This window comes from Aporhodopirellula rubra, from assembly GCF_014192335.1.
In the GTDB taxonomy this organism is placed as follows: domain Bacteria; phylum Planctomycetota; class Planctomycetia; order Pirellulales; family Pirellulaceae; genus Rhodopirellula; species Rhodopirellula rubra.
Genome location: NZ_JACHXU010000033.1, coordinates 1 through 24,544, shown reverse-complemented (window position 1 = coordinate 24,544; position 24,544 = coordinate 1). Strand labels below are relative to the sequence as shown.

At 56.0% G+C, this 24,544-nt stretch carries 16 protein-coding genes and 1 pseudogene; 10 read left to right on the top strand and 7 right to left on the bottom strand.

What is annotated here, in order from left to right:
• Positions 1 to 219: 219 nt before the first annotated feature.
• Positions 220 to 2,430, top strand: a complete 2,211-nt coding sequence (locus FHS27_RS28175) for a protein kinase domain-containing protein (RefSeq protein WP_184309347.1) — start codon at positions 220 to 222, stop codon at positions 2,428 to 2,430.
• Positions 2,431 to 2,657: 227 nt separating this feature from the next.
• A complete protein-coding gene (locus FHS27_RS28170; RefSeq protein WP_221225452.1) occupies positions 2,658 to 3,932 on the top strand; it encodes a TlpA family protein disulfide reductase in 1,275 nt (424 codons plus the stop codon).
• Between the two features lie 176 nt (positions 3,933 to 4,108).
• On the opposite strand, the gene FHS27_RS28165 is transcribed toward FHS27_RS28170, so the two are convergent.
• Together FHS27_RS28165 and FHS27_RS28160 are read right to left on the bottom strand one after the other, a co-directional pair.
• A complete protein-coding gene (locus tag FHS27_RS28165) occupies positions 4,109 to 5,455 on the bottom strand; it encodes a nucleotide sugar dehydrogenase (RefSeq protein ID WP_184309343.1) in 1,347 nt (448 codons plus the stop codon).
• Between the two features lie 23 nt (positions 5,456 to 5,478).
• Positions 5,479 to 8,277, bottom strand: coding sequence for an O-antigen ligase family protein (locus tag FHS27_RS28160; protein ID WP_184309341.1), 2,799 nt, complete (start codon positions 8,275 to 8,277; stop codon positions 5,479 to 5,481).
• Positions 8,278 to 8,430: 153 nt separating this feature from the next.
• Between FHS27_RS28160 and FHS27_RS28155 the strand changes: the two genes are divergently transcribed.
• The 6 genes and pseudogenes from FHS27_RS28155 (at position 8,431) to FHS27_RS28130 (ending at position 15,542) form a co-directional block, all read left to right on the top strand.
• The gene (locus FHS27_RS28155) at positions 8,431 to 9,870 is read left to right on the top strand and encodes an amidohydrolase (RefSeq protein WP_221225451.1); all 1,440 of its coding nucleotides are present in this window, start codon (positions 8,431 to 8,433) and stop codon (positions 9,868 to 9,870) included.
• A gap of 784 nt (positions 9,871 to 10,654) precedes the next feature.
• On the top strand, positions 10,655 to 11,116 hold the full coding sequence (locus FHS27_RS31280; RefSeq protein WP_246421151.1) for a DUF4339 domain-containing protein: 462 nt from the start codon (positions 10,655 to 10,657) through the stop codon (positions 11,114 to 11,116).
• Positions 11,080 to 12,142, top strand: a pseudogene (gene mch / locus FHS27_RS28145) (methenyltetrahydromethanopterin cyclohydrolase). The gene FHS27_RS31280 and the pseudogene mch overlap by 37 nt, the downstream one beginning before the upstream one ends.
• Positions 12,143 to 12,158: 16 nt before the next feature.
• Positions 12,159 to 13,121, top strand: coding sequence for an ATP-grasp domain-containing protein (locus FHS27_RS28140; RefSeq protein ID WP_315854727.1), 963 nt, complete (start codon positions 12,159 to 12,161; stop codon positions 13,119 to 13,121).
• Positions 13,118 to 14,863: a fatty acid CoA ligase family protein gene (locus FHS27_RS28135; protein ID WP_184309335.1), complete on the top strand. Its 1,746-nt coding sequence runs from the start codon at positions 13,118 to 13,120 to the stop codon at positions 14,861 to 14,863. Before FHS27_RS28140 ends, FHS27_RS28135 begins: the two co-directional genes overlap by 4 nt.
• A 238-nt stretch (positions 14,864 to 15,101) precedes the next feature.
• A complete protein-coding gene (locus tag FHS27_RS28130; RefSeq protein ID WP_184309333.1) occupies positions 15,102 to 15,542 on the top strand; it encodes a hypothetical protein in 441 nt (146 codons plus the stop codon).
• Between the two features lie 356 nt (positions 15,543 to 15,898).
• Here the strand turns inward: FHS27_RS28130 and FHS27_RS28125 are convergent, their stop codons facing one another.
• On the bottom strand, positions 15,899 to 16,099 hold the full coding sequence (locus tag FHS27_RS28125) for a small basic protein (protein ID WP_184309331.1): 201 nt from the start codon (positions 16,097 to 16,099) through the stop codon (positions 15,899 to 15,901).
• 308 nt (positions 16,100 to 16,407) lie between these two features.
• On the opposite strand from FHS27_RS28125, the gene FHS27_RS28120 reads away from it, so the two are divergent.
• Positions 16,408 to 17,802, top strand: coding sequence for a sulfatase family protein (locus tag FHS27_RS28120; RefSeq protein WP_246421149.1), 1,395 nt, complete (start codon positions 16,408 to 16,410; stop codon positions 17,800 to 17,802).
• Between the two features lie 15 nt (positions 17,803 to 17,817).
• On the opposite strand, the gene FHS27_RS28115 is transcribed toward FHS27_RS28120, so the two are convergent.
• A complete protein-coding gene (locus tag FHS27_RS28115; RefSeq protein WP_009093499.1) occupies positions 17,818 to 18,024 on the bottom strand; it encodes a dodecin in 207 nt (68 codons plus the stop codon).
• A gap of 309 nt (positions 18,025 to 18,333) precedes the next feature.
• On the opposite strand from FHS27_RS28115, the gene FHS27_RS28110 reads away from it, so the two are divergent.
• Complete coding sequence (locus FHS27_RS28110) at positions 18,334 to 21,930, top strand: 3-keto-disaccharide hydrolase (RefSeq protein ID WP_184309327.1); 3,597 nt, start codon at positions 18,334 to 18,336, stop codon at positions 21,928 to 21,930.
• 273 nt (positions 21,931 to 22,203) lie between these two features.
• Here FHS27_RS28110 and FHS27_RS28105 read toward each other — a convergent pair whose 3' ends face one another.
• The 3 genes from FHS27_RS28105 to FHS27_RS28095 are packed head-to-tail and all read right to left on the bottom strand — an operon-like array spanning position 22,204 to position 24,496.
• Positions 22,204 to 23,229: a LuxR C-terminal-related transcriptional regulator gene (locus FHS27_RS28105; RefSeq protein ID WP_184309325.1), complete on the bottom strand. Its 1,026-nt coding sequence runs from the start codon at positions 23,227 to 23,229 to the stop codon at positions 22,204 to 22,206.
• 17 nt (positions 23,230 to 23,246) lie between these two features.
• Positions 23,247 to 23,705, bottom strand: a complete 459-nt coding sequence (locus FHS27_RS28100) for a response regulator (protein ID WP_184309323.1) — start codon at positions 23,703 to 23,705, stop codon at positions 23,247 to 23,249.
• Entirely contained in the window at positions 23,702 to 24,496 is a 795-nt protein-coding gene (locus tag FHS27_RS28095) for a sensor histidine kinase (protein ID WP_184309321.1), read from the bottom strand. Before FHS27_RS28095 ends, FHS27_RS28100 begins: the two co-directional genes overlap by 4 nt.
• Positions 24,497 to 24,544 lie beyond the last annotated feature (48 nt).

Sequence of the window (24,544 nt, the reverse complement as noted above, 5' to 3'; positions counted from 1 at the left end):
CGGCGACGACACCGTGGTAAGCGACAAGATGCGAGGTACCCGAATCCCATGCGTCTCGCGTGCATTGACAGGAGATCAGTCCCTTTTGGGTGACAAGACATTGAGCGACATTGCGGCTAGCGATTGACGGACAACGCAGACGCTCACTCGAATAACAGGCGAGGCAACGAATTCATCTTTTAGAATGGGGTGTTGGCCGGGCAAATTAAGGAATTTCCGATGGCGACATTGCTCGACACAATTTTTGGCGATGAGAACTTGTCGCGACGCTTGGCAGACATGCCTTCGGATGCGAAAACGATCACGTTGTCGTTGGCCGACAATCGGCTCAACCTCCAGCATCCCGAATGGACAGACGACGAACCGCTCACGAGCACTCTTCATAAGACCATTGATGAGCCGACCGATTTTGCAGCGCTCCGTGCGGATGAAGGGTTCGTACCACCTCGCAAGGTAATCTCCCTTGGGCAATTAACGGCATCCAAGGACAGCGACGTGTCGCTGGGGCAATGCAAAGTGAGCGCAGGGTTCGAGGACGTTGAATATCGCCTGATCGGAAAGCTCGGCAGTGGTGGCACGGGAGTCGTTTACCAGGCACACCAACGTGCCATCGATCGCGAGGTCGCCGTCAAAGTACTACGACATGAACTCGCCGGCGATCGGCAATCTCGCCATCGTTTCCTTACCGAAGCACGCGTGATCGGTTCGCTCGATCATCCCAACGTGATCGCATTGCATGACCTGTGCATCGACGCCGACGGGCATCTCTTTTATGCGATGAAGCGGATCGACGGCACGAGCTGGGACCAACAAATTGACCAGTTCAGTGTCGAAGAGAACCTGACGATCTTGTTGCGAGTCGCGGATGCGATTCGGTATGCCCACTCCCGAGGACTGATCCACCGCGACATCAAGCCTGAAAACGTGATGCTGGGTCGGTTCGGGGAAGCCTTGGTTGCTGACTGGGGCCTCGCGATTCAATTAAACCGATCCAAAGGTGCCGACACTTCACCGCAGTGGCGTGACGGTGGTAGCGCGATCGGTGGCACACCTGCGTACATGGCGCCCGAGCAAGCGTCGGGAGTCCTCGAAGACATCAGTCCGCTGACGGACGTGTATTTACTCGGTGCGATCCTGTATCAGATCCTGACCGGACGCCCGCCACATCACGGCAACAGTTTGCTGGAGTGCATTCACTCGGCGGCAAACAACATTATCCAGTCGACCGAGGTCGTTGGTGAGTTGATGGACGCGGCCATGAAAGCGATGGCGACGGACCCTCGCAACCGCTACGAAAGCGTTGAAGCGTTAGTGTCGGCAATCACTGACCACCGCACGCACCAAGAGAGCGAGCGTTTGGTCCGGCGTGCACGACGGCGTGTCTGGCCTGATGAAAACGACACGTCACGCAAACCGATTTCCGAACAAACAACGGAAGAAACGTACGAGCGGTTCCGCGTCAGCCAAGCGTTGCTGCACGAAGCGATCGAGCTTTGGCCGGAGAATTCTCGAGCAACCGAGACGCTCAAGAAAGTACAACTCGAGTTCGCTCGATTCACCGCCGGTCGAGGCGACCTCGATCTCTCACTGCGATTGTACGCTGCTGCGGGCGAAGCCGACTGCGAAGCGGCGGTTCGCGTACGCCGGGACCGTGACCGACGAGACAGGGTTCGCGAGAGCCACGCGAAGTACTCGGCTCTCTTCACCCAGTCACCCGAAGCGGGGCTCCTGATTCGCTGGGCCGATGGCGTGGTGCTGGAGGCAAACGTGGCTTGCATGACGATGCTGGGATACCAGGAAGGTGAGTTGGTCGGTCGAGAAATCGCCAAGCTGGATATTTGGAATTGCCCCAAACACCGGCAGAAGTTTGTCGAAACGCTAACGCAGGAAGGACATGTCGAAAACTTCGAAACGCAGTTCCTGAGAAAACGCAGCGGAACGGATCAAACAGAAGTCGATCAAGTAATCGACGTGTTGATCAGCGCAAGAACGGTGAGCGTCAGTGGGAACGAGTTACTGCTGTCGACGATTCGCGACATCACACAGCGAAGAAATGCGGAACGCGATTTGGAACAGAGCCGTCGACGTCTGCGTGATTTGCAAAGCCTCGCGGGATTGGGAACGTGGTCGTTTGATCCGCGGACCGAGGTCCTGCAGTGGTCTGCCGAGTCGTTTCGTTTGGCCGGACGTGATCCAGCCAAAGGTGAACCCAATTACAGCGAGTTCCTCGAACAAATTCACCCTGACGACCGGGAGAAATTGCGTGTTGTGCTCGATCAAGCAATCGAGACCGGGACTACCTACCAACTTCACATTCAACAGCGAGATGACGAGGGAAATTATCGCTCATTGTTAACGCGTGGCCGACCGGTTGTTGATGACGACGGCAATACGATCGAAGTGTACGGTATTGTCATGCCTGCGAACTGATTGTTGCATCGACACGCATCCCATCCTCGATTGATGACTGAGAGTGGCTCCCGACTCTCATAAAAACATGAAGTCTTCATAGGCGTTGGCACTTCTCAGACCGGTTCACTCGGAAGCGGAGACATGTCTCTCGATTGTCAACAACACATCAATCGAAGGGTTCGATATGATGAGCAGTGAAGGCAATCCTCCGTTTCGTTTCGCACCCAATCTACAAAGAGAATTCGATGGTCCGTCTATTCACCACCACACCCGCATTTGCGTGGTGTCGCTTGATTTCGCGCATAATTTGCGTCGTGATGATGATGGGATTCTGCATTGCGAGCAGTTCCGCTCGGGCTGAGTCACCGGCCGATTCAGATGCCGAAGTCGCCGCGGCAGCCGATGAAACGGAAGAGAAAGCCGAAGAGGAAACCGACGAAAACGCTCCCATCGAAATTCCAGACGGGACCGCGGAGGAGCTACTCGAGTTCGCAAACGAAACAATGCGGAACCGCGGACGCACCCGCGAATCGGTAATTCGATCTGCCCGAGCGGTGGTCGATGCTGGCACCAAAATTCGATCCTTGGACGACGTGACCTTGGAAATGGAACTTAAGGCGATCGGGTTGCAAATGCCAGCGTTGAAGTTCCTTGCACGTGTTGATCAAGACGCGGCGAAAGAACTCGAAGAATTAATCGAGTCGTTTGCAGATGACGATCGTCCTGAGATCCAAAATTTTGCACGCATGGAGAAGTTAGCGACAGAGGTCCGCGGAGCTCGAGCAATGGACCAGGACGAACGGCAGAAACTCGTCGATGAGGTTCTGCAGATTGCCGACGAGAGCGGCATGAACGCGGAACTCTATTCTCTCGCCTCTCAACTCGCGGGCGCACTCGGTGCGGCGGAACAGACCGAGATGGCCGTTTCGCTGTACAACAACATCGCTGACCGGATGGAGCAATCCGACGACGAACGGATGAAGGAGATGGCATCTAGAGCGCGAGGTTCCGCTCGCCGGATCGGATTGCTCGGCAACGAAATGGAACTCAACGGCACTACCGCCGAAGGTGAACCGTTTGACTGGTCCGAATACCGAGGTCGCGTCGTCTTGGTCGACTTCTGGGCGTCGTGGTGCGGCCCTTGTCGTGGTGAAATCCCGAACATGAAACGAAACCTCGCGGCGTATGGAGATGAATTCGCAATCGTCGGTATCAACATGGACCGAACCATCAAAGCGATGGAAGAGTGCATCGAGAAAGAAGAAATCGCGTGGGTGAATCTCGTCGGTGACGAAGAAAACGGCACCGGCTGGAACCATCCGATCGCGAGATACTACGGCGTGTCAGGCATCCCAACGGCGATCCTCGTTGATCGTGACGGAAAAGTCGTTTCGCTCTCCGCAAGAGGCAATCGGCTCGACAAATCGCTCGAAGAATTACTCGGCCCACCGAAGAAAGTGGAGGCCCCCGAAGAAGACGAGGCGACCGAAGAGACAGAGCCGTCCGACGACGCAGAGTAACCTAGCACTGCACCGGAGCAGAGAACCTTGCCGCACGACGTCGAGTGGACCTTATCCCTCGACAGCGAGAGCGTGGTCCACCGTCTGGCGACGGTGGCTACCGAGTAGATTCTCGATTGACGTCTCTGGAGGATTGGATCCACGCCCTCACTTGAAGAGCGACACGTCGACAGTCACTATGCCTTGAGTGTTTTGGCCAGTCGAATTTCAGGTGATAAGCCACCGGTCGCGTTGCGGGTATCGACAATGAACTGCGACCACTGCGCCAGTTCATTGATGTCTAAGCATTCGTGCCATGTCGAAATTAGAACGAGATCGTATCCGGCGATTGTGGCCCGATCCCACGGAACGCTTTCCTTGCCTGCCCAGTGTGCATGTTCCCGCGATGGCCGGATGACGGGCACATAGGGGTCGTGATAGTCGATCTCAGATCCCGCCGCGTGAAAACGTTCGAGCAATTCGTACGACGGCGATTCACGGTCATCGTCGACGTTCGGTTTGTATGCCAACCCGATCATCAACACGCGACTGCCGTTGAGCGGTTTCTTTTGCATATTCAACGCATCGGCACACCGGCGGACGACGTGCGCCGGCATGGAACGGTTGATCTCGCCGGCGAGTTCGATGAAACGCGTATGAATACCGAACTCACGCGCTTTCCACGTCAAATAGAACGGGTCGATCGGGATACAGTGTCCGCCCAGTCCTGGGCCGGGATAGAACGGTTTGAAACCGAACGGTTTGGTGCTCGCTGCGGCGATCACTTCCCAAATGTCGATCCCCATCGAGTCCGCGACCAGCTTGAGCTCATTGACCAGACCGATGTTCACGCTCCGGTAAATATTCTCGAGCAGTTTCGTCAACTCGGCGACCGCCGTACTACTGACCGGAACGATTTGATCAAAAACGCTTCCATAGAGAGCCGAACCGGCCTCCAAGCATGCCGGCGTCTGGCCGCCGACAACCTTGGGGATGTTGGTGGCTGCGAATTCCGGGTTACCGGGGTCTTCGCGTTCGGGCGAGTAAACCACAAACACGTCTGTACCCACTCGCAATCCTGCGGCTTCGACGCGCGAGACCAACTCTTCCTCCGTCGTACCGGGATAAGTGGTGCTCTCCAGGCTGATGGTTTGCCCCGAACGAAGGTGAGGAACAATCGCTTCGATGGTTTTTACCACGTAGGACAGATCAGGTTCGAAGTGTTCGTCCAACGGCGTGGGGACGCAAAGGATGATCGCGTCGACTTCGCTGATCTGGCTGAAATCCGTCGTGGCGGCCAGCTTGCCCGACCGAACTCCACGAGAAATCGTGTCTGCCGCGATGTGTTTGATATAGCTGCAACCGGCGTTGATTTGCCGAGTCTTCTCGCCATCGATATCAAAACCGACGGTGTTGAACCCACCATCGGCATAGGCGATTGCGAGTGGCAGGCCGACGTATCCCAAACCGACGATCCCAATCGTGGCTTGTTTGGTCTGGATTTTGTCGAAAAATGAGACGGAGGCGGCAGGTGATGTATTCATAGGGCGATAGTTTAATTAGTTCGCTACCGAGTGCCATTCAGGATCGCGTCGACTTTCTTACGATCGACCGGTGCGACGTCGCCCGGTGCATTGAGTGCTTCGCGATTTGCGTCGGCGATTTTGTCGATAAAGCGTTGGAATCGTGGATCATCCGAGATACTCTGCCGTCCCTGTCGTGCCTGAGCCAATGCTTGGGAATTCATCCCTTTGGCCATAAGGTGTTCAATCAGGCTCACTCGATACCTTGCCTGATCCGGTGCCAATCGAATAGCCCGTTGATAGTAGTCCTGCCCCTTTTCGGTATCGCCGAGATAGAAATGCACATCGCCGACAACGGCGTGGCAGGATGCACGTTGCGCCATGGATTCGCCTTCACCGCATCGAATGGTTTCGGTCGCTCGGTGGAAGAACTCAGGATCAGGATTTTCCCACTTCAGATAGTCCGTCGCCGCCAATCGCATCGCTCGCGACTCATTCGGGATAACATCCGCGACGGACAACGCAGGATGCTCGCGGAGTAATCGCATGACCTGGGGTGTCAGGTTCGCACTGCTCTCAAGCGCGGCGTGGAAAGCCTCGGTTGCTTGGGCCATGTCCCCACGCGATAGCGCGTCCTTGCCCAGTGCGAATTGACGAGCGGAGTCACCGGCGTAGAAGACCAGCAGATGCTTCGCCGCGTTATCGGCAACATTCGCCGGGGAGAGTTGACCGGGTTGGATTTGGGATTCCGTGCTCACCATTACGGGTTTAAGCCTCAGCAAACTGCCGCGGGGTTCTTGGGCGAGCGGGCACACCGGAAGCGTATCGAGGCACGTTTGCCATGCGTCGGCGTAATGTGATTGACTCTCAAACGTTTTGGGAACCGGCGGCTTGGGCTGGGGAGGATACGGAAGCTCGCGGCGCTGCAGATCGACTTGCCGATAGATACTGAGCATTTGCTCTTTCGTCTGCGGACGCCACTCGGTTGTTTCCGCGATGCGTCCACGATCACGCTGCACCATCGCAAGTCGGCCACGAATCAGGGGTGATGGTCTCGTCGCAACCCGCTCCTTCAACGCGTCCTCCATTTTTGCAAGCGATTCGGCATTTAAACGCCACTCGTTGTATTCATCCTTGAGGCGGCTCAGCATCGAGCCCGAGATCGCATCCTGGCGGAGCCCAGGCATTGCCAACGCCCCCAACGCGATCGAAGTCACTGCCAACACGGTCGAGCCTACCCACCCCGGTGTAGACAGACTCGCGATACCGGTTCCCTTTCGGTTCGACTTCAACCGGATTTTGGGAGAGGAAGACGCAGTCGAGTCGTCTTCTTTCGCAGGCTCCTCATCATCGTATTCGTCTTCATAGTCACCGTAATCGCCGTGGCCGTGATAGCTCTCCGCATCGAGCGATGGTGGCTTCGCGCTGGCGCCACCGTTGGCGATATCTCGCGAGATGATTGCCGTGCAGATCAATAACGCCGCGATCAAGTTCGCAGGGATGGCCATTCCCATGTCAAAAAATTGCGAAACCGCGATCGCGGAAATCGCGTACCATCCTGCCACTCGTACACCCTGGTCGAGCGGGTCGGCGGAGTACGACAATCGATTCAATGCGATCAGCAGAATTGTCAAGAACCAAACGGCCACGATCACTCCAACGATGCCGGTCTCGACCAGCATCTCCAACCAGAGGTTGTCTGCGTGTTCAAACCATGAACTCGGCGAAACCACCTGATGTGGCAAATAGGCGTACGCGTACGCGGAGACTCCCGCTCCCCCGGGCAAGTGTGCCTTCGCCGCTCGCCATCCGTCCTGCCAGTGAAGCAATCGTCCGTCACTCTGCAACGTATCAGCCTCTTCGGAGAAAAACTCCCAGCGACTGATCGATTCCAAATTCAGATTCATCGGCGTGATCAAAACAGCCACCGAGATCGCCAACACGACCAGGAGAACGGGAACGCTGATCAACCCGCGACGCGGTCGGACGTAACCGAACGCCAACATCAACCCGAACATCGCGGCAACCACGCCACCGCGAGACCCGTTCACCAATAACCCCGCGATGCACGCCGTCCCGGAAAGCAGACCGACGAACGACTCGCGATCGGAAACCAACGCCAACAAATCGTTAAATTCAAATTCCGGATCGTCTAATTCCACCGCATGCAATGCCATCATTCGCCATGACAACAACCCAAGACTCGAGGCGAGTCCGAGGTTGAGCATTAACGCGGCATTGTTGCGATTAACAAAACCTCCAAACGATGTCGAACGTGGTGTAAACATCCACAGATCCGCAGTCGGATCCAGTTTCCGGTAAAAGCCCAGAATCGCGACGCTCGCTCCCGTGATCGCGATCGCACTGAGGAGCACCTGTAATCGCAAGCGACCGTGAAAGACGAGCGACGCGGCAAAGCACAACGGGATCAGAACAGTGAATAGCGACGCGACATGAATGGTATCTTCCGGCGAAATCGAGATCGGATAACTCGCGGCCTGTTGAGCCGATCCGACCAGCCCATCTAGCCACTGCGTGTAGGCGACGTGTGACCCCGGACTCAACCACGCCACAATCCCACCGGGAAGAGGCAACGTTTGGAACCATGCCCATGCCACCAAGATCCCCAGCGGCAACAAAATCGCGTGCTGCCGGATGCTCGTCGATGCCGTCGTATCGCTCAATCCAGGAATCGCGAAGAGAACCGCGACCATCATCGCGATCGCCGCGACGTATTGGCTCCAGTGATAAACGCCGCCGAAGTCGACCGCGAGCAAAAACGGAATCGCAACCAACAGGCCGGCCGATATCCACAAACAAATACTTCGTGCGATTGAAATCAAGGTGAATTCGGGAAAGACAGGAGAGATAGGCGGCAGGAATCGGCAGTCGAAGCTCAATCCTGAAGATGAGACACTCGTTTATCCCAAATATTGGCTCGGAAAGCGAGCCATTGGAGGGCCAACTCGCGAGGCGATGATTGAGGTAATATAAGAATGCCTGCCGGCCGGACGTTTGCCGATCGGCGACTCGAAAAAACGGACTTCCAGGAAAGCCCCATGATGAATGCGACATCGGATCGACTTACCCGCTCAAAATGCATGGCTGCGTTGTTACTTTTCGCGATTTGTGTGATCTATCCCGCTTCCCGCTCAATCGCTGATGACGCGAACACGATTCGCGAGACACCCGCGGCGAAACCCGATGTCAACGCTTGGCTCGATTCTGAAATGAACAACGTCTTGCAACTCTACACTTGGCTGCACGCTCACCCGGAGGTTTCCTTCGAGGAGGAAAAAACGGCGGCAAAGCTCACCGAACGATGGCGCGCCGCGGGACTCGAGATGACCACGGGTGTCGGCGGGCACGGGATCGTCGGCACTTTAAAAAATGGCGAAGGGCCCGTCGTCATGCTACGCACCGATCTCGACGGATTACCGGTTACCGAACAAACGCCCGTTGCCTACGCGTCACAGCAAACCACCGCGCGCGCGGACGGCAGCACGACAGGGATCATGCACGCATGTGGTCACGATGTTCACATGACCAATCTCACCACCGTCATCGAGTGGCTCGCCGAACATCGAGACGCTTGGTCGGGAACGCTGCTCGCGATCGGACAACCTGCCGAAGAACGGGGCGCGGGCGCCAAAGCGATGCTCGAGGACGGGCTGTTTGAGCGGTTTCCTCAACCAGACTTCGCCCTTGCGATGCACTGCAGCGCCGACACCGCGACCGGCGAAATCGGCCTTAGGCCCGGCTACGCGTTGGCGAACGTGGACAGCATCGACATCACAATGCACGGACGTGGCGGGCACGGTTCGGCCCCTCACACCACGATCGATCCGATCACCCAAGCGGCCGAACTGGTCATGTCGCTACAGATGATCGTCAGTCGCGAAGTAGCGCCGATCGATCCGGCGGTCGTCACGGTCGGTTCCATCCATGGCGGCACCAAACACAACATCATCGGCAACGATTGTCACTTGCAACTGACCGTACGTAGTTACAGTCAGGAGGTGCGAGAGAAAGTACTGGCCGCGATCAAACGGCGCACGTTTGCGGTCGCTCAGGCTCACGATGCTCCCGAACCGACTTTCGAAATCAGCGAAGGAACCCCTTCGCTGAAGAATGACGCGGAACTTGCCGCACGGATGAGAAAGCTGTTCGGTGAACAATTTGGCAGCGACAATATTTTGGAAGACGACCCCTCCATGGGTGGAGAAGACTTCAGCCGGTACGGGATCGCGGGCGTACCGATTCTGATGTACCGGGTGGGAACGGTCAGCCGAGCAAGGCTCGATCGTTTTGAAAAACTCGGTATTCCGCCCGCGTCGTTGCACTCGGCCATCTATTACCCGGATGCGGAGGAGACCTTCCGTGTTTCAGTTCCGGCAATGATTACCGCGGTTCTCGATCTTATGCCGGCGAAATAATCGTTTCGTAGCCGGCGAAGATGACGAGCGACGATGATGGGCACCGAGCAATCGAATCGGTCGCCGGGGTCGATCCTGCGAGGGCATTAGCCTATTCAGCTACCGCCGTTTCAATCGCCACCACGGCCGAGTCCTTAAATACCGATTTGCTCGGCGGGCAGGCGTGTGTAAATTCCACGAACGCGGTGCGATCAATTATACTGGGGCGCTTATCGTGTCATCGGGCGGTGTTTTCTAAATCTGAATGTCGCCGTTTCCAAACCTCGCCTCTCAGCCGCATCACGCTATTCATCGCCATGTCGGATCCGCACACCGCGAATGCGGCCTGTAAAGGAAAGTAAAAATGGGAGTTCGTTTTGCTTGTCACGCTTGTGGCAAGCGATTGAACATAAAATCAGAACTGGCCGGACGAAGGGGAATTTGCCCTTCGTGCTCGGTGCGTTTCCGCATTCCCACTCATGACACCGAGACCTCGACGCCGATTCACTCCCACGACGCTGACGAGTCGACCAACAGCGTCGCGGCGACATCTGGCCATGGGCAACCTGCTCAACGAGTGGCGCAGGCTTCGACAACCTCCTCAGGCGATTCCGACATCCAATCAGGAGGCACGGCAGTCGCGCAAGAGCCTGTCTCAGCATCCCCTTTGGCTTCACCAAAAACCAGCCACGACTCCGGTCACTCAAACCACTCGCAGGCGGCGCAAACGAGTCCTCACTCCGTGGCGTCTCATCCGGGCTCCCAACCCGTCGCCCCCCGGGTATCCGCACCTGCCCAGCCGAGCATGGACGATATCCTTGGCGACGCCTCGTCGACGTGGTACGTACGACCGCCGAGCGGTGGGCAATACGGCCCCGCCAACGGCCCCACACTCGGTCAATGGATACAAGAAGGCCGCGTCGCCGATAACGCAATGCTGTGGCGTGACGGTTGGGCCGATTGGCGAATCGCGAAAGAAGTACTGCCGATTTTTGGTGCCAGTGCGACGACGCAGAACAACGGATCCGTCTCACCGAATTCGATGGCTCCCGCTTCAACACCTGCCACTGCGATGCCTACCGCCGCGTCCGCGACGATCAATAGTGATCCGGCCTCGGACTCGAGGGTCGAGATCCGCGCCGGAGGCAAAGTACTCGACACGAACAAAAAGCGAATGTCGCGAAAACGGGTCGCGATCAGCATGATGCTGGCATGCATTTTCGTCGTGTTATTGGTTGCCCTCATACTCGTTCTCAAGCAACCCTAGCTGGACAATCGAATCATCAGCGTTCAACATACGCGGATGACATTCCAACCAGCAATCAACGCCGCCCGGCTTCACCAGCGTGCCCACACGCTATTCGATGAGTCATGGAATCGCGTTAATGATTTCCGGGCAATCGGCGCCGAGATCGGAGGAGCAAAAGTTCTCGATTGCGGGATCGCGTGCCCCGGATCGTTGCACGCCGGATTGCTCTTGGCGAGGTTCTGTTTAGGTGATGGTGCCGCTGTTTCGGTCGGTCCTGCCGAACCCGAGATGGTGGCCGACAACGCGGTCCATGTCCGCACTGACCAACCCATCGAAGCCTGCTTGGGAGGCCAATATGCAGGGTGGCCGGTCTCCGTTGACAAATTCTTCGCAATGGGGAGCGGCCCAATGCGAATGCTCCGCGGCCGCGAGGAAATGCTGGAACATCTCGGACTCGTGCAGTCCGCCGGCGAAGATGATTTTGCCGTCGGTGTTCTCGAGTCGGATCGAATGCCTGACGAAGACGTGATTGCTCAAATGGCGTCCGAGTGCGGCGTGACGGCGGATCGACTCTGCCTCGGTATCGCCCCGAGCACCTCGATCGCAGGCAGCGTTCAAGTTGTCGCTCGCAGCATCGAAACGGCGTTACACAAACTCCATGCCTTGGATTTCGATGTCGCCAAAGTCATCTCCGCGACCGGCGTCGCGCCATTGCCACCGTGTGCGAAATCCGGTGACACCGTCGGTGGTATCGGACGCACCAATGACGCGATGCTCTATGGCGCCAAAGTCGCGTTGTGGATCGACGCGGAGGATGACGCGATTGACGCGGTCGCCGAGAAAGTCCCCAGCCGATCGTCGGGCGATTTTGGACAGCCGTTCGCGAAAATCTTCAAGCAATACGATTACGATTTTTACAAAGTCGATCCGATGCTGTTCAGTCCCGCCGTCGTGACGATCCATTCGCTCGTTAGCGGTCGAGCATGGCGTAGCGGAGAACTCGCTCCCGCGATCCTTCGCGATTCCTTTGGATTCGACTCGTGATGCCGGACATCTCGGCGTGAGTGCGCCACGCATCCTCGTTCTCGGAGGTCGGTCTTTTCACCGGTCTCCCTTGCTACCGCTCGGGTGGCACCTGTCTGAGTTGCATGCTGCGGCCACCAAGTTGGGCGTCGAACTGTTCTTTGCAGACTACGAAACGCTCACCGCCGAAGTAGACGGGGCGGGACCTCACACCCGCGCGGCGTGCCAATCGGTTGACGTCGATCGACCGCTTCCCATGAGACTCGACGAGTTCGATGGCCTGTACACGCGAACGATGCCCGCCGGATCGACCGAGCAAATCGTTTATCGATTGTCGACGCTGCACGATGAATACTATCGCCGCAAAGCAAAGGGACAACATCCTAGTTTTGTGAATCCGCCCGCATCGCTCGAACTCGCGATCGACAAGTACGCAACGCTGGCTCGCGTCGCGCGTTTGGGAATCTTAACCCCGGCGACGATCGTCACTCAGTCTCGCGCCGACGCGATGGAAGCGTTTGAGAAATTCGGCGGCGATGTCGTTGTGAAGCCGATCTTCGGTGGCGAAGGTCGCGGCGTGTTGCGTCTGCGTGATGCCGAATTGGCGTGGACGACATTCACGACGTTACAACAAATCGGATCGGTATTCTACGTTCAAGAATTCTGCCCGCCCGGGGGCAGTGACGTGCGTCTGTTGGTCGTCGGTCACGATGTTCATGCAATTCGCCGGACGTGCCAAAATGACTTCCGTACAAACGTCCGCGCGGGAGGCCGTTCCGAGGCAATCGAATGCACCGACCAATGGCGTGAACTCGCGTTACGTGTTTGTCGCGAGTTTGAATTGACGATTGCGGCCGTCGATCTGATCGAGCTGGATCGAGGAGGTGAGTACCGACTCATCGAAGTCAACGCCATCCCCGGCTGGAAATCCGCTCAATCCGCCGTCACGAACAACCTGGCTGAACAAATCATTTCCGTTTTAAAATCGAGATCTGTATGAACGCATCCGCAGACGACCACGAACCATCGTCCGAGTCGAACACGGCTGCATCCTGTTCGAGCACGCCGTCAGTTGATTTTACGACAGGAAATGTAGCTGATCGGCTTACGCACATTGCCAAAATGTTGCCCGGAGCGATCGCGATCGCTGAACCTTCCGGACCTCCCAAACCGGATGGCTTGGACCGGGATTACACTTTGACCACGTTCAAAACGTTGGATGACCGAAGCACATTGATCGCTCGCGGACTAACGGCGTGGGGCGTGCGTCCGGGAATGCGACTGATCAGTCTGGTACCGTTCGGGGCCCAGTTCATCGAACTCGTGTTCGCGTTAATGAAGGCTGGAGTGACCGTCGTGCTGATCGATCCGGGGATGGATCGCAAACACCTCATCAACTGCCTGCAGGAAATCAACCCGGACGGTTTTGTTGGGATCCCAAAAGCGCAAGCGATTCGTACCGTGCTGCGAAAACGATTTCCCTCGGCACGGTGGAATGTCACCGTCGGCAGACGTTGGTTCTGGGGTGGCAAAACCCTTTCGCAGATCACCGCAATGGGAACGCAATCCAACATCGTGCTGCCGCAAATCAGCGCCGAAGACGAGGCCGCGGTTATCTTCACCACCGGCAGCACCGGCCCTCCCAAAGGCGTCGCCTACACGCACGGGACGTTCCATTCGCAGATCGATCGCATCGCCGAGCGATACAATATCAAACGGGGTTCTCGCGACCTCGCGTGTTTTCCGTTGTTCGGATTGTTTGATGCCGTGATGGGCGTCACCACCATCATTCCCGACATGGATCCGACACGCCCCGCCGATGTGGATCCTAAAAAACTAATCGCGGCCGCCCGCCAGTGGGAAGTTGACCAAGCATTCGGTTCACCGGCGCTTTGGCGAACCGTGACACGATGGTGCGAGACCAACGCGATCGGACGACCATTCCCAACGCTGCGCAGAGTTTTGTCTGCGGGTGCGCCCGTGCCCGCGGCAACACTCGCGAGCCTACGACGGTTCGTTCACGAAGACGCTGATATTGAAACGCCGTACGGCGCCACAGAGGCGCTTCCGATCGCATCGATCGAGTCCCGACAAGTCATCACGGCGACGGGTCCCGCCGCGAACAAAGGCAAAGGCGTCTGTGTCGGAACTCGGTTCGCCAGCGTGCAGTGGAAGGTTATCGAGATCAATGACGGAGCAATCAAAACGCTCGACGAGATCAACGAACTCGCTCGAGGCAAAATCGGCGAACTACTCGTTAGCGGCCCGATGGTCACGCGTCAGTACGTGACCCGAACGGATCAAAACCTCATCCACAAAGTCGCCGACGGAGACCAAATTTGGCACCGCATGGGCGACGTCGGCTATCTCGATGGAGATGACCGTTTCTGGTTCTGCGGACGCAAAGCTCATCGAGTCATCTCGGCGGATCGAACGTTCTATACCGTGCCCTGCGAAGCGGTTTTCAACGTGCACCCTGACGTCGAAAAATGCGCACTCGTCGGACGTGGTTCGGTTGGTCAGCAGACGCCGGTCATGATCATCCAACCCTGCGATCTATCGCTCGCCGATTCCCCGTCCCATCGAGACGCGTTGATCCAAAGCCTTCGCGATGTCGCGTCTCGCAATCCGCTGACACACCGGATCAACGACTTTGTTATCCGCAACACGCCGCTCCCTGTCGACATCCGCCACAACAGCAAGATTTTCCGCGAAAAGCTCTCCGCAGAAATCAACGGCTGATCCCGTTCAGCTACGCTGGAAAGCGACACGGCAAACCAAAACTCACGCACTCACTTTCGCATCAAACGCCGAGAGCCCTGTGACTAAAAACCCTTACGATTCGCCTTTGTTTGCGTCCGTTTCGAACAACAGTGCGTTAGTGAATGCCCCTCGATCTACCAAGCGACCTGTGGGGGTTTCCGTACTCGCAGTGCTTCACTTATTAGGCGGATTGGTGCTCTTCGGGGTGCAGTTCCTTATGTTCGCCCGACTTGACTCGATGGAGGAGTCTTTACGTGCAATGGGCATCCCGCCAGTGCTCGTTATCGTCGGCGTGATGTTTCTATCCGTATTGACGATCGCGTCCGGCATCGGAATGTGGATGGGAACTCGCTGGGGATGGTGGCTCGCTGCGTTTTACTATGTCTACGGCGTACTTCGAAATGCGTCGGCACTTTACACCGTTGTCTCGATGGCCGATCAACTCGAGGGCACCGCTCGCGGCCCCGAGTTCTACATGATCAAACACAGCGTGCGGATAGTCATTCAGTCGCTCTTGCTGATGTATTTCTTCAAAGGCAACGTCCTTGATTACTTCGATTTATCGACTTTGAAGAAAGGCAAAGCCCTAGGCATTCTCGTCGGGATCTGCGGAACCATCGGAGCAGCGTTGACAGCACTCACGATGATATTTGGCTAACCCGCGTTTCCAATTTGCGTCTTTACTACCCCAAAGCACCGTGCAGAAGATCTGCATTTCAAACCGACCGGTGCCGGACGCCTATTTCTAGCAACTTTTCTTTGCCATCCCCTGAGGATGCTCCGTGCTGTTGCAGGAAGCGATTAAGCGTCCCATTTTGGTTCGCCCAAAGTCCAAGAGAGGACTGGCACGCGAAAATCAAACCAACGAGCCAATCAAACCAACGAGTGGGCAGCTCGAACCGAGGTCAAGAAGCCAGACTTGACACCCATCGGCGCAGCGAAAACGGCCAATCGCACGAGACGTTGGCCGTTGCATGTTTTCGATTATTGATCGAAGAAACTGAGCCGCGAGGACTATTTTTCCTCGGCCTTCTTCACTTTCTTCTTCTTCTTCAGCGAGATCTTTTGCACGCGAGTCTTCGCCATGCCAATGATGCTGGCGTTCTCGTCGAACTTGTCGAGTTCTTTCAAGCGTGCGATGCGCTCGGCGCGGGTCAAAACGTTGCGACTTTTAATGGCCCCGGCTTGCACCTTGAGGCTACGATCCATGGTCATGGCAGCGAATCTGAAATGAGAGAACGGGAAGGAGGGTAGGGGTATTTTGGAAGCGACGAAGTCTAGCGAACCGCCCCAATGTTGACAACCTCACCAAACACAATCGGTCGTTTCGGCAACGAGAAACCGGAAAAATCCCGATATTCTTCCGCCCAACCGCGTTTCCCCCTGGAAACCACGATGAACAGCCACTTTCACGCCCGCTCCCGGAGGGCGTTTAATTCCAATTACCGGCCGACTATATTGGCCCTGCGCCCCCATCGGGGGCTGCCCCTGCCTCCCACTCCCCACAACCGAGATGCATGCCAATGCGTTACGCCCATCCCCTGGCCGTCTTTCTGGCCACGATTTGCTTGATTGGCGGCCCCGATTTCGCGTTTGCGCAGGCGCCGAATCCGGGAGGGAACTCAGAGCGACCACCGAACGTGGTGTTGCTGATCTCTGACGATCAGGCTTGGAACGATTATAGCTTTATGGGGCACCCCGATATCCAAACACCCAATTTGGACCAGTTGGCCAAAGAGAGTGCGGTGTTTCGGCGAGGCTACGTCCCCACGGCACTCTGCCGTCCGTCGCTGATGACGATGCTGACCGGTCAATACGCGTCCGTACACGGCGTGACGGGAAATGATCCGTCGCCTAAATACGCCGAGCGCAATTCCGACTTGTATCGTCAACGATGTTCTCAGTTGATTTCCTACGTCGAACGGTTCGAGACACTGCCTGAAACGCTCGGTCGAAAGGGATACCTCAGTCACCAAAGCGGCAAGTTTTGGGAAGGCAGTTACCAACACGGTGGCTTCACGCACGGGATGACTCGAGGGTTCCCGCAACCGGGCGGCCGACACGGTGACGACGGGCTCGCCATCGGACGCCAGGGGATTGAACCGATTGCTGAGTTCGTTGACATGGCCGTTGAAGAGGCACGCCCATTCTTACTTTGGTACGCACCGTTCCTGCCACACTCGCCACACAATCCTCCCGAACGCATTCTCAACAAGTATCGCGACAATCATCCGATCTCGATTGCGAAGTACTACGCAATGTGCGATTGGTTTGACGAAACGTGCGGCGAAGTTCTGAAATTAATCGACGACAAAGACCTACGAGACAACACGTTAGTCGTGTACGTCACCGATAACGGCTGGATCCAGAGTCCTACGAGTTCCAAATACGCTCCGCGCTCGAAGCAAACGCCGTATGAAGGCGGAATCCGAACACCTATCCTCTATCGATTACCGGGCAAGATTCGTCCGGGCGAGAGAACGGAACTGACGTCGAGTATCGACATCTTCCCCACGATTCTCGCGGCCGCAGGTGCCGAAATCCCCAATGGGCTGCCGGGCCTTAATCTACTGCCCGAACTCCAATCAGGTAACGCGATTGAGCGTGACACGATCTTCGGTGAAAGCTTCGCACACGATATCGCAGATATCGAAAACCCGGAAGCGTCGCTGTTGTTCCGGTGGGCGATCCGCGGAAAATGGAAACTGCTGCTGACGTACGATGGCGAAGCAAACCGATACGCGTCCACTCACCCAAGAACGGAAAAGGGGCCACAGTTGTTTGACCTCATTGCCGATCCAAACGAACAGCACAACATCGCCAGCGATAACGCGGACGTTGTCGCTGAGTTAGCCAAAGCGATCGAACAGTGGTATCCGGTGCAACAACGAAAAACGATCGTTTCAGTGACGCCCTAAGCTCATCGGCAAAGCTCAATCGAGCGTGAATCCGATTTTCACGGTCACTTGCCAATGAGCAACTTTGCCCTCACCGATCGTTCCTCGAGTTTCCACGACTTCGAACCAACTGAGGCCACGCACCGTCGAGGAAGCATGCTCGACCGCATTATTAATCGCATCCTCGATGGACACGGTGGACGTCCCGACAATCTCGATCTTTTTATAGGTATGATGAGGCACCCTGTTCTCCTTCTGAAGGCCATGAAGTCCGAAACCGCCTACTCATTGATGAGCGTTATTCAAATGGACGTCCGTTAATACCGCGTGTCGTCTGCGATGCAGGCAAACATGTGGTGACGACATTTGCATCCGCTCATTCTAGAGGCATTGTCGGCATCATACCGCGCCCGGGAGACGGTCGAGGCCCCTACAGCGTATGCATATTGTCGCAGCCATCGGTCGCGACCACTCAAACACGCCCTTTTGTACTTCGCTTCCGCTCTTACATCTTCCAAGACGCTCCATTTCCCTCGAACCCCCGGTCTATCCATGTACAGTCGCCGTCAATCGTTGAAACTACTCGGTGCGTTGTCCGGCACGCTCGTCTCCCCCGCATTTGCCGACAACACGGAGGGCGTCGCCGACAATCCTGGATCGCTCGGCGTGAATCCGCATCTCTCGTCGTGGCAACGAGATCATGACCGCATCTGGTTGGGTGCCGAGTACTGGGCCAACCCGATGGAAAATTGGGCGATCGTCGACGGTGCAGCAGAACTCGTCTCCGCAGCCGGCTATCGAAACGTTCACCTGCTGACACATCACTTGAACAACCCGACCGGTAGCTTTCGGATGAGCGCCGTCGTCAGCGAAGTTCAGCACGGAGATGTCGACAGCAGTGTCGGATTTATGATCGGTGTACGCAGTGAACTCGACGAGGTGAAGAGCAACTGCTTCGCGGCGAATAACGGACCTCGCAAACCAAAGAAGGCGGGGGGGATAGTAAAGCAAGGTCCCGTTGTCGCGGGGATCCGCGAAGGAGAACTGTTCATCAACGACGAATCGAAGAAATTCGATAAGCCCACCGCGTTGGGAAACGTGACGATCAAGCTCGTCGGTATCCCGCACGGAAACGACGTCGAACTGACCCTCCACGCACTCAACGAAGAACACGAGACCGTCGGATCCATGTCGACGATCGTCGCGTCAGACGCAGTTCGCGGGAACGTTGCAATCGGGTGCAACCTGAATTCGAATTACCGCACCCGCATCGGCATGTCACGCTATCGCATTCATAACTGGGAGGCGTCCGGCGATGCGTTCACCGTTAATCGCGATGCCGCCTGGGGTCCTATTCTATGGACGATGTATTCGCTCTCCGATTCACGAAGCGATGAGGGCTTCGTACTCAAGCTCACCGCGTTGACTCCGCCACTCGGGGAAAACGACTCCGACGAACTGCAATTGCAGGTCAAGCGTGGCGAGCAATGGGAACCGGTCGCCGACGCCACACTCGATCACGACGCGTGGACAGCCACATTCCGCATCCCCAACTGGGACGAGTCGTCGGATGTCGTATTCCGAGTGGTTTATGAACAATCCTATCGTGACGGTGAACCGAGCCAGCATGAATGGTCGGGCACGATCAAAGCCAACCCGAAAGACCGTCCGGTGAAGTTCGCGGGTTTGACCTGCCAACATGATTCCGGCTTCCCTTACGCCCCGGTTGCCGAGAACCTGCTGCGTTTGAATCCCGACCTGCTTTACTTCTCCGGAGACCAACTCTACGAAGGCAACGGCGGTTACGGGATCATCCGGGAACCAGCTGAAAAGGCAATCGTAAACTACCTTCGCAAGTTCTACATGTTCGGATGGGCGTTTGGTGAACCGATGCGACACAGCCCGACACTATGCCTTCCTGACGACCATGACGTCTTTCAGGGAAACATCTGGGGTGAAGGTGGCACACCCATGAACATGGAGGACGGGAAAGACAGCGGCGCCTCATCAAAAGGCGGCTACCGCGAACCGGTCCGAATGGTCAACGCCGTCCACCGAACCTGTGTCGGTCATCATCCCGAACCTTTCGATCCGACGCCGGCGGCGCAAGGCATGAGCGTTTATTTCGGCGACATGGTCTACGGCGGCGTTAGTTTTGCAATTATCGCGGACCGGCAATTCAAAAGCGGTCCGGAGAAAGTCGACACAGGATCGGGCCGGGCGGACCACGTCACCGAACGAGGATTCGACACGTCAGCTCTCGACAAACCGGGCCTCGAATTGCTGGGCGAACGCCAAGAGGCATTCCTGAAGCATTGGGCCGACGATTGGCGAGGCGCCAACATAAAAGTGCTGCTCTCGCAAACCGTCTTCGCGGGCGTTGCGACTCACCACGGGAACTACAACGGCTATCTCCTGGGCGACCTCGATTCCGGTGCATGGCCGCAGACCGCACGTAACCGTGCGGTCGATTTGCTCCGAAAATCAAAGGCATTGCACATTAGTGGCGATCAACACTTGACAACCCTCAGCCAATACGGGGTCAAACAACAACGCGATTCGAACTGGTCCTTCTGCACTCCCGCAATTTCGGCCGGCTATCCACGATGGTGGCGTCCCGACGAAGAAAACATGCCTCACACGAACCGCCCAATGCATGACCTGCCTAACACGGGTGAGTACGTCGACGGTTTTGGCAACCTCGTTTACATCTACGCCGTTGGAAATCCGATCGTCCCGAAATCGTCGAATCGGTACGAGCGGGCACACCAAAAGGGAAGTGGCTTCGGCTACGTATTGCTGGACCCCAAAACCCAAACCTACGAAATTCACAGCTACCGGTTTCTCGTCGATGTGACCGACGGAAATCCGGAAAACGAATTCCCTGGCTGGCCCGTTACTCTGCACGCCGACGACAACTCCGGTGCACGCCGTTTGTTCAACGGTGTGAACATGGACGGGTGGCACGGACGACCGCACTTCGATCCGTACAAACTCGATGAGATGTCCGCGAAGGAGAAATCAGAAAAGATCAGCGAATGGACCGCAGACGCCACCAAGCACTGGAGCATCGAAAACGGGGAACTCCTCAATGACGGCACCGGCCCGTACCTGACGACCAACGAGGAATTCGAAGACTACGAATTGCAACTCGAATACAAAACGGTTCCAGAGGCTGACAGCGGCATTTACCTCAAAGGAACCCCGCAGGTTCAAATCTGGGACGCAACTCAGGAGTCGAACTTTTCGATCGGAGCGAACCTCGGCAGCGGCGGATTGTGGAACAACTCCAAAGGCAATCCCGGCAAGAACCCGCTCGTGCTCGCGGACCGCCCCTTCGGCGAATGGAATAAAGTTCGTGTCGTTCAAGTTGGCGCACGAACGAGCGTTTGGCTCAACGACCAAATGGTCGTCGATCGTGCGATCATGGAAAACTTTTGGCGGCGAAACGAACCGCTGCGACGTCGTGGCCCGATCCAGTTGCAGACACACGGCGGCGAGATCCGGTGGCGCAACATCACGCTGCGCCCACTCGACACCGACGCGTCCAACGACTTTTTGGCGGAGGACGACGACACCGGGTTCACATCCCTGACCGACGGCAAAACGCTCAATGGTTGGATCGGCGCGATCGACGATTATGAAGTCACACCCGAAGGCACGATTCAGTGCCGCCCCGGACGCGGTGGCAATTTGCTCACAAAAGACGAATACGACGATTTCATCGTGCGACTGTACTTCCGGCTTCCACCGCGAGGCAACAACGGTTTGGCAATCCGGAGCCCCGAGAAAGGCAATCCCGCGTACCTCGCGATGTGCGAACTACAGGTGCTCGACAACGATCATCCGGCATACGCAAAACTAGACAAACGCCAATACCACGGCTCCGCCTATGGCATGGCAGCGGCGGCACGCGGTTACCTGCGGCCGACGGGGCAGTGGAACTATCAGCAGGTACGTGTGGAAGGATCAACCATCGAAGTCGAGTTAAACGGCAACGTGATCCTCCAAACGGATCTTTCCCCGATCACCGACTACATGGCCGACAGTGCCCATCCAGGCAAAGATCGCAAGAGCGGCCACTTCGGTTTCGCCGGCCACAACGACCCGGTCGAATACCGAGACGTCACGATCCGCCGCTTGAAATAGAATTCCAATACGCTACTGCGAACAGCAGTGCAGTCGCGGACATCGCATCTGCCGCTGAAGCCTCGAAGGTTTCTCTACAACGCTTGCTAGATGTTTTTCCGCGTGCCCGCTGACGCAGTCCAGATCTGAAGCCGAAGAACAAACAAGCCGCTGGCGTCTGCCCTCCCGATCATGGAAAAGGTGACTCAGGACGCGGCCATTGGATTCATAGCTGGTGCAAATATCCACAAGTGTGATCACTGTGGGGTTACGCAGGCCTCCGTTGAACGGCCCTCACAAGGGGTGTTCCTGCGGTACAGACAATTGCTGAGAAAAGTTTTCAGCTAGAGCAGCGAGACGAACAAGTTCCGCAAGGCTACGCACTCGAAGCTTCTTCATCAGGTTGGACCGATGACGCTCAACCGTTTTTGTACTGATGTCAAATTTGCGAGCAATCGTTTTGTTCATTCCGCCAGCGGCTACTTCAATGAGGATTTGCTTCTCACGATCAGATAACATCTCAATTTGCGTTTGCGCGATTTCAGCTTGCCGCGCACGCGTTTCCGCTAGGCTTCGAATCGTAACGTCTTCCACCAATCCATCGATCCGCGGGGGCTCTCCCGCCACATGAATCTGCCTGCCGTTGATGCGCAATACACGTAATGCTCCAGGGTCCGAGTTGAACTCGACCGTGGTTTCCTCAGACGTATTCGCGGCGGCTATCTTTTTAAGGAAAGTGCCTGAATCCACCTGCGATGGAAAGAACTCGCGCAAAGAACGCCCGGGAAGATCCGATGCTGATTTACAGCCAAGCAATTCGAGCATCGCGTCATTGGCATCCGTAAATAGTCCGTCCAACGAGCAACTGAATGCACCTATCTGCAATTGCGTTAAGAGGTTCTGCAATCGAGTCTCGAGATATGCCGCCCTGCGGACGATGGCAGCATTTTCCAACGCATTGCGAACTGCTCCACTGAGTCGCACCATGTGTTGCGAATTTTTAATGACGTAGTCACTCAATCCCGATTTCATTGCTTCGACAGCAATTTCTTCACTTCCCGTCGCCGTAAACATCAGCACTGGACACGTGGGATGCTGGAGTTTGACATGACGCAGCACATCGAGACCATTTGTCCAGCGAATCTGAAAGTCAGTAATCACCAGATCAAATTCGTCACCACTAATTGCTGCTGACAACTCGTTGGCATTGGTGACTTCATGAAAATGCAGCTCTCCAAATTCCTGGCGTAGCTCACGTTTGACAATCCCACGATCGAGAGGGTTGTCGTCAACTAAAAGGATATGCAATTCGTTATTCATTCGAGAACCTTCCCGCATCAGATATCAGTATCAAGTTCCGGCAATTGATTCATCACCATCCAATAGACGTCCAGTTGCCGAAACATTTCAACAAGTGATTCTCCTTCGACCGGTTTGACTAAATACGAGTTAGCCCCTAGATCATAGGCCCTATTCACATCAGGAGATCGGGCGGAAGAAGTAAGCACAACAATTGGCAACCGCTTAAGGCCATCCTGCTGCCTCACCCATTTCAACACATCAAATCCATCGCGTTTAGGAAGCTTTAGATCGAGGAGCACCAACACCGGAAGCGGGTGTTGCTTGCGATCGGTATAGATTCCGGTCCCCTCGAGGTATTCGATTGCCTGCTCACCATCTGTTACCACGACGATGGGATTTGCAATCTTTGCTTTCTTCATCGAGCGTGCTATCAACCGAGCATCCGCCACAAGATCCTCGACGATTAGGATAGGAGTTTCACGCTGATTGCTCATATCATCTCTCCCGCTGGAAGCTCGATCCAAAATCGGCTGCCTTCCCCCGGGTTCGATTCGACCCCAAACTCACCGTCCATGGACTCGACAGCCCGCCGAACGATCGCCAGGCCAATTCCGGTGCCGGGGTAGGTCTCAATTCCATGCAGTCGTTCAAAGACTCGAAAAATCTTACTGTGAAATTCCGGTGAAATCCCAATTCCATTGTCTTGCACCGAAAGGCGAATGGATCCAGGCTTCATTTCAGTAGAAATTCGGATTTCAGGTTTGACGTCAGGCGATACAAATTTCATTGCATTTGCTAGTAAGTTGGAAATGACTTGCACGATGGTGCTGCGGTGTCCTCTGACAAATCCCAGTGGGCTGTCAACATGGATAAGCGGCGCAAATTTGGCGATATCTGATTCGAGCTGCGTTAGACTCCGTTCAACTACTTCGTCCAGGTCGACGTTGTCGATCAACATCTTACTGCCACCGACCTTGCTGTATTCCAATAGGTCACTCGTAAGAACGTCCATTTGAACTGCTGCGGATTCAATGAACTCAGTGAACTCCCGACCTTCCTCATCCAGCCGATCACCATAGTCTTCACGAAGCGCTTTGGAAAATCCGAATAGCGCTCGCAACGGTGCCCGGAGGTCATGTGCCACCGAATGCGCGTACGCCTCAAGATCCTCGTTTGCTCGTTCCAACTCTGCCGTGCGCGCCAAAACTCGCTGCTCTAATTCTGTATTTAGCTTGCTAAGGACTTGTTCGGAAATAACTTCGGCAATCTTGTAGAATCGAGGCATCTCGATTCCACGGAGGCCAACGATGAAGGACGTTTACGGACAGGACAT

What these genes read in the sequence shown, in the direction of transcription:
- FHS27_RS28175 (WP_184309347.1), top strand. Translation starts at nt 220, where the DNA reads ATGGCGACATTGCTCGACACAATTTTTGGCGATGAGAACTTGTCGCGA.
- FHS27_RS28170 (WP_221225452.1), top strand. Translation starts at nt 2,658, where the DNA reads ATGGTCCGTCTATTCACCACCACACCCGCATTTGCGTGGTGTCGCTTG.
- FHS27_RS28165 (WP_184309343.1), bottom strand. Translation starts at nt 5,455, where the DNA reads ATGAATACATCACCTGCCGCCTCCGTCTCATTTTTCGACAAAATCCAG.
- FHS27_RS28155 (WP_221225451.1), top strand. Translation starts at nt 8,431, where the DNA reads ATGCCTGCCGGCCGGACGTTTGCCGATCGGCGACTCGAAAAAACGGAC.
- FHS27_RS31280 (WP_246421151.1), top strand. Translation starts at nt 10,655, where the DNA reads ATGGACGATATCCTTGGCGACGCCTCGTCGACGTGGTACGTACGACCG.
- FHS27_RS28135 (WP_184309335.1), top strand. Translation starts at nt 13,118, where the DNA reads ATGAACGCATCCGCAGACGACCACGAACCATCGTCCGAGTCGAACACG.
- FHS27_RS28130 (WP_184309333.1), top strand. Translation starts at nt 15,102, where the DNA reads ATGTTCGCCCGACTTGACTCGATGGAGGAGTCTTTACGTGCAATGGGC.
- FHS27_RS28125 (WP_184309331.1), bottom strand. Translation starts at nt 16,099, where the DNA reads ATGACCATGGATCGTAGCCTCAAGGTGCAAGCCGGGGCCATTAAAAGT.
- FHS27_RS28120 (WP_246421149.1), top strand. Translation starts at nt 16,408, where the DNA reads ATGCGTTACGCCCATCCCCTGGCCGTCTTTCTGGCCACGATTTGCTTG.
- FHS27_RS28110 (WP_184309327.1), top strand. Translation starts at nt 18,334, where the DNA reads ATGTACAGTCGCCGTCAATCGTTGAAACTACTCGGTGCGTTGTCCGGC.
- FHS27_RS28105 (WP_184309325.1), bottom strand. Translation starts at nt 23,229, where the DNA reads ATGAATAACGAATTGCATATCCTTTTAGTTGACGACAACCCTCTCGAT.
- FHS27_RS28100 (WP_184309323.1), bottom strand. Translation starts at nt 23,705, where the DNA reads ATGAGCAATCAGCGTGAAACTCCTATCCTAATCGTCGAGGATCTTGTG.
- FHS27_RS28095 (WP_184309321.1), bottom strand. Translation starts at nt 24,496, where the DNA reads ATGCCTCGATTCTACAAGATTGCCGAAGTTATTTCCGAACAAGTCCTT.